General features: G+C 71.4%; 7 protein-coding genes. 5 read left to right on the forward strand and 2 right to left on the reverse strand.

Translation table 11 applies throughout. The annotated features are described in order from the left end of the window. Positions 1-962 (forward strand): OPT/YSL family transporter (locus tag HR086_RS41320; RefSeq protein WP_174468368.1); only part of this gene is annotated, 962 nt, incomplete at its 5' end. A gap of 8 nt (positions 963-970) precedes the next feature. Here the strand turns inward: HR086_RS41320 and HR086_RS41325 are convergent. Continuing rightward, positions 971-4,999: a protein kinase gene (locus HR086_RS41325; RefSeq protein ID WP_174454459.1), complete on the reverse strand. Its 4,029-nt coding sequence runs from the start codon at positions 4,997-4,999 to the stop codon at positions 971-973. A 172-nt stretch (positions 5,000-5,171) separates the two neighbouring features. Between HR086_RS41325 and HR086_RS41330 the strand changes: the two genes are divergently transcribed. Continuing rightward, positions 5,172-5,522, forward strand: coding sequence for a hypothetical protein (locus HR086_RS41330; RefSeq protein WP_371746234.1), 351 nt, complete (start codon positions 5,172-5,174; stop codon positions 5,520-5,522). 107 nt (positions 5,523-5,629) lie between these two features. Beyond that, a complete protein-coding gene (locus HR086_RS41335; protein ID WP_141647415.1) occupies positions 5,630-5,980 on the forward strand; it encodes a DUF1428 domain-containing protein in 351 nt (116 codons plus the stop codon). 57 nt (positions 5,981-6,037) lie between these two features. Here the strand turns inward: HR086_RS41335 and HR086_RS41340 are convergent, their stop codons facing one another. Continuing rightward, positions 6,038-7,531 carry a Do family serine endopeptidase gene (locus tag HR086_RS41340; RefSeq protein ID WP_174459801.1) on the reverse strand — a complete coding sequence of 498 codons (1,494 nt, stop codon included), beginning with the start codon at positions 7,529-7,531 and terminating at the stop codon, positions 6,038-6,040. A gap of 447 nt (positions 7,532-7,978) precedes the next feature. Between HR086_RS41340 and HR086_RS41345 the strand changes: the two genes are divergently transcribed. Together HR086_RS41345 and HR086_RS41350 are read left to right on the forward strand one after the other, a co-directional pair. Beyond that, the gene (locus HR086_RS41345; protein WP_141647417.1) at positions 7,979-8,440 is read left to right on the forward strand and encodes a response regulator transcription factor; all 462 of its coding nucleotides are present in this window, start codon (positions 7,979-7,981) and stop codon (positions 8,438-8,440) included. 72 nt (positions 8,441-8,512) lie between these two features. Then, a partial coding sequence (locus HR086_RS41350) for a YbhN family protein (RefSeq protein WP_174468370.1) occupies positions 8,513-8,941 on the forward strand: 429 nt, incomplete at its 3' end.

The raw sequence follows: 8,941 nt of genomic DNA on the forward strand, positions 1-8,941 counted from the left end.
CGGTGAAGGACGCGACCTATGACTCCCTGCTTGGCTGGCTCACGTGGCCGGGCGTGGGGTTGCTGGTGGGCTCGGCGGTGGTGTCGCTCGCGGCGCAGGCTCGGGACTTCTGGGGCGCTGCGAAGGATTTGGGCTCACTGAAGCGGAGTGGAACGCTCCCTCGGTGGGCGTGGCTGTGCGGCGGCGCGGCGGCGGTGGTGACGCTGGCGCTGGGCGTGGGCCTGTTTGGGATGAGCGTGCCGCAGGTGTTGCTGGCGCTGGTGGTGTTGCTGCCGCTGTGCGCGGTGTGCGCGCGTGGCGCGGGACAGGTGGATGTGTCGCCGGTGACGCAGGTGGGGCAGCTCTCGCAGGTGGCGGCCGGGGTGCTGCTGCCTGGGGCGGTGGCGCCGAACATCGCGGTGGGCGGTGTGGTGTCTGGGGCGGCGGCGCAGACGGGCGTGAGCATGTGGGCGCTCAAGGCGGGGCACCTGTTGGGGGCCTCGCCACGGCTGATGCTCGGGGCGCAGTTGGTGGGAGTGCTGGCGGGGTCGCTGGTGAGCGTGCCGGCGTATCTGCTGCTGACGCGGGCGTATGGATTGGGCTCGGAGGCGTTGCCCGCGCCGTTCTCACATCAGTTCCGCGCGGTGGCGGAGCTGGCGGTGAAGGGGCTCGCGGGCCTGCCGCCGAACGCGGCGCTGGCGGGAGGCGTGGCGGCGGGTGTCGGCGCGCTCCTGACGGTGTTGGCGCGAGGCCGGGCGGCGCGGTGGATGCCTTCACCAGTGGCGATGGGAATCGGCTTCATCCTGCCCGCCTACTTCGCGGTGACGCTGTGCCTGGGTGGAGCGATGGCGGCGGTGGCGCGGTGGCGCTGGCCGCAGGCGACGGGGCGCAATGTGCCCGCGCTGGCAGCGGGCGCGATTGCCGCGGAGTCGCTCGTGGGCGTGCTCATCGGCGCGCTCAAGCTGCTGGGCCTCATGGCGTAGCGGACACTTCACGTCGGAGGGGCGTTGTCCCGAGCACGCTCCAGCGAGCGGCGGATGCGCGCTTCCATGAGATTGGGCAGCCGTGAGGCGAGCTGAAGCGCGTCCGTCAGGATGCGGATGGCTTCCTCTCGCTCACCCCGGCGCAGCGCCGCCAACCCCATCATCTCCAGCACCTCGAGCGGCTCCTGCTCCACGGACACCTGGGCGGACCACTCCCGCAGCGTGTGCCAGGCCTCCGCCGTGGCGTCGCGCGTGGCCAGCTCCACCATGGCGAAGAGCACCTCCTCCGATGGGCTCAGCTCCACCCCATTGCGGCCCTCCGACAACACCTGCCGCACCTGCGCGAGCAACTCGCGGGCCCTCGCCTGCCGTCCCAGCCACGCCATGGTGCGCGCCTGGAGCAGCAGGGCCCACGGACGTGGCGCCACCTCCGGGTGCCGGCGCTCCAGCGTGATGGCCCGGGTGATGTGGGGCGTGGCCGCGTCGACGTCACCCGCCTGGTAGTGCAGCTCACCCAGGTTGTGCTCGGCGAAGTACTCCCAGCCCACCATGCCCAGCTCGCGTCCCAGGTGCATGAAGCGCTCCTGGTCCTTCAACGCGTTGGCCAAATCCCTGCGAGCCACCCACAGGTTGCGGCGGTTGTTGATGGCGCTGCCCAGATGGAACAGGTCTCCACGCTCGGTGCACGCGGCGACGACCTCCGACAGCACCCGGTCCGTCTCGTCGATGTCGCCCAGATTGGGGAGCATCACCGCCAGCAGCAACTGGGACACCACCTGCGTCTCATAGCCCGCGTCGCCCAGGCGCCGGGCAATCTCCGCCGCCGCCTCCAGGGGCTCGCGGGCTTCCTGCCACTCGCCCTTGCGGAACAGCGCGCGGCCCACCGCCAGGAGCAGCCGGCCCTGCACATAGGCCGAGCCCACACGGGCCGCCTTCGCCTGCGCCTCCAGCGCGCGAGCCTCGCTGGCGGGATAGTCATTCACCCAGTCCAGCGCCATGGCCTCGTCGAGCAGCAGCTCCACCTCCGTGCGCGTGTCACCCAATCGTTGGGCTCGCTCCCGAGCGGCGGCGAAGTCCGCCAGCGAGTCGTCATACCGACCGATGCGGATGCGCATCAGCCCGCGCCCTCGCAGCGCGGTGAGGCAGCGCAGCTCGTCCGTGCTCTCCAGCAGGTCCAGCGAGCGCGTGTACATGGCCTCCGCGTCGAGGAACGCGTGGCGTCCGCGCGCGGACTCGGCCAGGTCGATGGAGAGCGCGGCGGCCTCGTCGCGCAGGTCCGCGGCGGCGGCATGCAGGGCCAGCCGAGGCAGGCGCTGCCGCTCGCTGGCCCCGGTGGGGCCCAGGAAGTAGCGGTACGCGGCGCGGTGGATGCGCTGGCGTTCGGCGGCGGGGAGGGTGGCGGCGACCGCGTCGCGCAAGAGCTCGTTGCGGAAGCTCAGTCCTTCCAGGCGGTGGGACACCAGCAGTCCGGAGTCGAGCAACCGGCGCGTCGCATGGCCCGCATCCAGCGGGAAGCCACCGGCCGCGCCGTCGCGCTCCAGCTCCCGCACCACGCCCTCCGCCGTGGCGGCGGTGAAGTCCGTGCCCAGCAGGGCGCACAGCCGGGCATGCGCGGCCAGCGTCGGCGGCAGCGCCCCCAGCTCGCGGTCCGCCAGCCACTCCACGAGTCGCAGCTCGGGCACCTTCTCCACGCCGTCCGTGACGAGGTACCAGCTCCCGCCCGGAGCGCGCTGGCGCACCAGTCCCTGGCGCTTGAGGCCGCGCACCAGCTCCACCATGTAGAGCGGCACGTGCTGGGCGCGCTCGACGATGCGGTCCACCGCCTGCGCCGGCACGTTCTCCACCGGCTTGAGGAGCATGCGGCACAGCTCCTGCGCCTGCTCCGCCCCCAGCGCGCGCAGGGTCACCGTGGACTGTCGGGCCGCGCGAGTGCCCCACAGTGGCCGGCTCTTCTCGAACCCCGGGCGCGCCAGCACACACACCCAGATGGGGACGCTCGCCTCGGCGAGACACGCGTACTCCAGCGCATCCAGCGCCGTCTCCTCCGCGAAGTGCGCGTCGTCGATGACCAGACACAGCGAGCGCTCGCGGGCGGTGGCGGCCAGCAGCTCACCCGTGGCGCGCATGGCCAGGGAACGCAGCGCACCCGGCGCCGCCGCCCAGCTCTGCAGCTCCGGCCCGCCCGGCGCATACCACCCCAGCGTCGCGGCCACGCCCGGCCACAGCTCCGTGCCGAGCGTGGGCCCCAGCCGCTGCATGATGGACGCGCGGCCCTGCTCCTCCGTGTCCGTGTTGTCGCTCTCGAAGGCGTTGAGCGCGCAGCGCAGGAGCGTGCGCAGCGTACCGTCCGGGTCGCCCTGGACCGGCTCGCGTGAGCGCGTGGTGTAGATGCGAGTCAGTGGCAACTGCATCTGGAGTTCGCGAGCGAGCGCCGCGGCGAGGTGGCTCTTGCCCAGCCCTCGCTCGCCCATGACGGTGACCAGCGTCGGCGCCGCTTCGCCCACCGCCGCGCGGGCGCTGTCCAACAGCGAGGTCAGCTCCGCCTCGCGGCCGACGAGCACCTCGCTGCCCAACTGGAGCACGGTGATGTCTGGGCGAGGCGCGGCGCCAGGGGACGCGGGACGCAGCAGTCCGGGATGGCCGGGCACCTCCGTGCAGGGCACCTCCGGCACGGCCTCCGCGGCGGCGGGAGACAGCAGGAGCCCGTGGGTCTCCGGGCCAATGGGGTAGCGGTCCGCGCGGGAGAGGATGGCGCCCAGGTAGCGAGGGGTGCCGGTGGGACGGCGCTGGACGGTGACGGCGGACACGTCCACCAGGGCGCTCGCGGCCAGTCCCCGGTCGGCCAGTCCCTCCGCTGCGCGCATGGCCCGGCGCACGGGATTTTCTCCCACGTCCGGGTCGAACACGGCGGCGATGCGCGGCCCATCCGTGAAGGCCAGATGCCCACCGTAGGAAGCGAGCCCCTTCTGCAGGCTGACGGGGTTGGCGCGAGACGTCAGGAAGAGCACGGCGACCGAGCGGCGCACCTGCGCGGGCCGAGGCTCACCGGGCGCGGTGGGCCGGGGCGTGACGGGCTCGTGGGGACGGTGCGCGTGGGTGAAGGCCTCGCGCAGCGCGGTGCCGAGCGCCGTGGCGTCCTCCGGCCTGCGCGCGCGCTCCTTGGCCAGACACCGCAGTACGACTTCCTCCAGCGCCGGAGGCACGGGCGCGAAGTCGGAGGGTGGAGGCGGGCGCAGGGCCAGGTGTGCCTGGAGCACGTCCGGCGTGGGGCCGAAGAAGGGCGGCCGACCGGTGAGCATCTCGTAGAGCAGCACGCCCAGCGCGTACACGTCCGTGCGCGCGTCCACGTCCGAGTTGCCCGCGCACTGCTCCGGCGCCATGTACTCCGCGGTGCCGGCGAAGCCAGACGAGTCGCTCGTCGTCGCGCCCTCACCGGGCAGGGCCGAGCCCTCCAGGGGAGAGGTTCCGCGCACCAGGCCGAAGTCGAAGACGCGCACCTGCCCGCCGCCGTCCTCGTTCAGGAAGAGGTGCTCGGGCTTCAAGTCGCAGTGCGCCAGCCCTCGTGCGTGGACGTGGGCCACCGTGTCCGCCACGGACAGGGCCAGGGCGGCCAGCTCCTGGGCCGGCACGGGCCCCGCGGCGCGCGCCAGCCGCTCCGCCAGGGTGGGCAGCGGGACGTGCTCCATGACGAGGAAGCGAATGCCTCCGGAGAGCACGCCCACCTCGTACAGCGCGGGCACGGTGGGCGGCCCCAGGGTGCGCAGCGCCTCCGACTCCCGGACGAGCTGCGCGCGGGCCAGGGCATTGCCGGTGCGGGCCAGCTTGATGGCCACGCGTTGCTGGTCCGTCTCACGCCGGGCGCCCAGCAGCACGCCGAAGCCGCCGCGCGCCAGCACCCCTTCGACGAGGTAGCCGGGGATGAGTGGTGGAGGGGGCTCGGCGGACGACGCACGTCCCGCCCCGTCGACAGGTGAGTTCGGCGGGCACGGCGCGTGGGAGCCTTCCCAGCGCCGCCCACATGTCTGGCACCGCGGCACGCGGCAACTCTACGCCAAATGCAATGGGGATTCAGGACACCCCCTGGAAACCCCGGGGGTCGGTCTCGCATCACCTGGACTCCAGGGCCTCTTGCTGGCGCGAACGCACGTTCATTGCCCCGCCCGGGTGGCGATGCTGTCATGCCGCCTTCCCCGAGGAGGACCGCGTCCCGTGAGCCTGGCGAAGAAGCTGAACCTCAAGCAGGACATGAAGGCCCGAGTCCTCGGCAAGCCCAAGGGCGTCGACCTCGACGATGTGGTGACGACTTCCTCCGTGAAGGCGGAAGGGCTGCTGCTCTTCGTGACGCGGATGGAGGACGTGGACACGAAGTGCGCGCCCGTCATCGCCGCGGCGAAGGAGGACCGCGTCGCGTGGGTGGCGTACCCAAAGGCGGGGCAGCTCGACACGGACCTCAACCGGGACATCCTCGCCAGGCGCCTGGAGCAGGAGGGAATCCAGGCCGTGCGACAGGTGGCCATCGACACGGTCTGGAGCGCCCTGCGCTTCCGCCCGGGGACGTGAGCGCGTCGCGCCGAGGTGTCGGAATTTCGTCGTGATGAAGGGATGCTTCCCGTGGCGCGAGGAGCGGCATGTTTGACTGACCGCTCTTCTCGTTCCTGGAGGTTGTCATGCCCTACGTCGATGGATTCGTCCTGCCAATGCCCACGAAGAACCTCGCCGCCTACCGCAAGATTGCGCGCAAGGCCGGCAAGATCTGGCGCGAGCACGGCGCGCTCCAGTACACCGAGTGCGTCGCCGATGACATCGCCGAAGCCCCGCTCGCCCTGTTCGCCAAGAGCGTGAAGCGCAAGCCCGGGGAGACGGTGGTGTTCTCCTTCATCGTCTATGCGTCGAAGGCCGACCGCAATCGCATCAACAAGCTGGTCATGAAGGACCCCCGCCTGAGTGGCATGCAGAGCATGCCCTTCGACATGAAGCGGATGATGTACGGCGGCTTCAAGCCCATCGTCTCGCTCTAGAAAACCTCAGCGGCGTCCGGCGGGTGGGAGGGAAGGCCCGCCGGACACCGTGAGGGACTACGGAATTTCCAGGGCGCGAAGCACCGTGGATTCCGAGTCCGGGGCTCGCACGCGCAACAGGAGCGCGGCGCCCGACTTCACAGAGGACAGGGTGTTGGCCGCGTCAGACGCGCTGGACACCTTGTCGTCACCCACCTGCACCAGCACCATGCCGGGCATCAGGCCCGCGCGCTCGGCGGGGCTGCCGGGCTCCACTTCCATGATTTGAGCGCCGCCGCCTTCCGCGTCACGCAGGCTGATGCCCAGCTTGCGCGTGGCGGGAGCGGTGAAGTTGCGCGGCGTGACTTCCTCCTCGCCGCGCTGGGCCGGACGCGTTCCGAGCGTCACCTCCAGCGACAGGGGCTTGCCACCGCGCACCAGCTCCACCTTCACGCGGCTGTCGGGCTTGAGCAGCGCCACGGCGCGGGTGAGCGTTCCGGCGGACTCCACCGCGCGGCCACCGACGGAGGTGATGATGTCCTCTTCCTTGAGGCCCGCGCGGTCGCCAGGGCCCCCTCGGCTGATGCCGGACACGACGGCGCCCTTGGCCGCGTCGACCTTGAGCGCGCGCGCCAATTCCGGCGTGAGGTCCTGGATGGCCAGGCCCAGGTAGCCACGGCGCACCGCGCCCGTCTCCTGGAGCTGGGGCAACAGCGCGCGGATGAGGTTGCTGGGCACCGCGAAGCCGATGCCGCTGGCGCCGCCGATGATGGCGGTGTTCATGCCCACCACTTCGCCCTTCATGTTGAAGAGCGGGCCGCCGGAGTTGCCGGGGTTGATGGCGGCGTCCGTCTGGAGGAAGTCGTCATAGGGGCCGGAGTGGATGTCGCGAGCGCGCGCGGAGAGGATGCCGGCGCTGACGCTGGAGTCCAGGCCGAACGGGTTGCCGATGGCCATCACCGCGTCGCCCACGCGCACCGCGTCCGAGTCACCCAGCGGCACGAAGGGCAGGTTGTTCGGCGCGCCCTTGAGCTTGAGCAGCGCGACATCGGTGAGCGGGTCTCTGCCCAGCACCTCCGCGTCGAACGAGCGGCCATCCTCCAGCTTCACGCGCACCGCGTCCGCGCCCTCCACCACATGGTTGTTGGTGAGGACGGTGCCCGTCGCGTCGATGATGAAGCCCGAGCCCAGGCCCTGGCGCGGCTGCGGATTGCCCTGCATGCCCGGCGGCATGCCGAAGCGCTCCGCGAAGCCCGGAGGCAGGCCCTGCATGCCCGACATGCGCTTGGGGCGGGCCTGCACTTCGACATAGACGACGGAGCCCTTCACCGAGTCGACGAGTGGCGCCAGCGAGGTGACGGTGCCGGACGTCGCGGGATTGAAGCGCGCGGGCTGCACGGGCGCGCCGGAGGGCGTCGCGGCGGCCGTCGCGGTGGCGGCGACCGTGGCGGTCGCTTGAGAGGAATTGGAGGCACCCAGGGCCTGGGCCTGTCCGCACGCGAAGCCCAGCGTCGCGGCGGGCAGGAGGGCCAGGGCACCGAGGAAACGGCGAGAGGGGAGCGAGCAGGCCATCGTTCGTTCTCCGTGAGGCCGGAGGCGTTCCGGCCAGGAAAGAGTGTTTGAGAATCGGCCCGGACGTGGGGAGGACGCGGAGCGGCTCCCCCTGGAGGTGGAAAGGTGTGCCGCTGGTCGTCCCCCGACTCCCGACGGCTGCCATTGCTCGGGGCTCGTTCCGCGAGTCCCCACATCCGAACCGATGCCAGACACCTGTGCACGTGCCGGGCCAGGGCTCCGCGCGGGGGGCTCTCCTCTGAGAGTGGGAGCCGCGGGGCAGGAAGCGCGGGGCAATGTGCCCCGCTCGGGGCAAATGTCCCCGGGGCGAAGTGCCTCCTTCTCCTGGGGAATGAAGTGGCACGTCGAATGCTCTGCCCGGACCCGCTCGCACCCACGTTCCGGCCTTCATCGTGGAGGCTGGAGAGAGGGCGGGCAGCCCACCGCGCTGGAAGGAGTCGACCTTTGATGGGGCCAGACGAAGAGCAGGAGCAGCAATCAGGAGCGCGGCCGTGGCCGCTCCTGGACCCGGAGCGAGGGCAGCGCCCGCGAGTGCTCGTCGCGGAGGATCAGCCGGAGATGCGCGCGTTGTTGCGCAGGGCGCTCAAGCGCCAGGGTTATGAGGTGGTGGAGGCGGCGGACGGGCCTGGGTTGGTGAAGGCCATCATCGATGGCCTGCTCGCGGACCAGACGCAGGTGCCGGACCTCATCATCACCGACGTGCGCATGCCGGGGTACTCGGGGCTGGAGGTGGTGGCGCGGCTGCGGCGCGAGGGCTGGACGACGCCGGTCATCCTCATCACCGCGTTTGGAGATGCGCAGCTGCATCGGGACGCGGAGCTGTTGGGCGCGGCGCGTGTGTTGGACAAGCCCTTCGCGATGGAGGACTTGTGCGCCACGGCGGAGGCGCTCGTTCCGCCGGTCCGCTGAGCGCCTGCCTGCCCGACGCGGGCGGGGATGGAAGCAGGTGTGCACTCTCGAAGGGTGCTCTCTCGAACCGCGTTGAGGCGAGCGCTCCTCGCCTTGCTCCCCCTGGTGCTGCTGGCGCTGGCGTTCATCGTGATGCGCCACGAGCTGCATGAGTTGCGAGGGGTGGACGTGGCCGAAGGGCTGGCGTCGATTCCTCGCGAGCGCATCGTGTTGGCGGTGGTGTGCGCGGCGTGCAACTACCTGGCGCTCACGCTCTATGACGTGCTGGCGCTGAAGCACCTGGGGCGCAGGCTGCCCTATCGGCAGGTGGGGTTCACGGCGTTCGTGGGCTACGCGTTCGGCCACAACATCGGCATGTCGTTCCTCACGGGAGGGGGCGTTCGCTACCGGCTGTATTCGGCGCGGGGGTTGACGGCGCTGGATGTGGCGCAGGTGGGGACGTTCAACGCGCTGACGTTCTGGGTGGGGTTGTTGGCGGTGGCGGGTGTGGCGCTGGTGGTG

Source organism: Myxococcus sp. CA039A (genome assembly GCF_013336645.1).
Lineage (GTDB): Bacteria > Myxococcota > Myxococcia > Myxococcales > Myxococcaceae > Myxococcus > Myxococcus llanfairpwllgwyngyllgogerychwyrndrobwllllantysiliogogogochensis.

Excerpts from the sequence above, each read along its gene's own strand:
- HR086_RS41335 (WP_141647415.1), top strand. The coding sequence starts at position 5,630 with ATGCCCTACGTCGATGGATTCGTCCTGCCAATGCCCACGAAGAACCTC.
- HR086_RS41340 (WP_174459801.1), bottom strand. The coding sequence starts at position 7,531 with ATGGCCTGCTCGCTCCCCTCTCGCCGTTTCCTCGGTGCCCTGGCCCTC.
- HR086_RS41345 (WP_141647417.1), top strand. The coding sequence starts at position 7,979 with ATGGGGCCAGACGAAGAGCAGGAGCAGCAATCAGGAGCGCGGCCGTGG.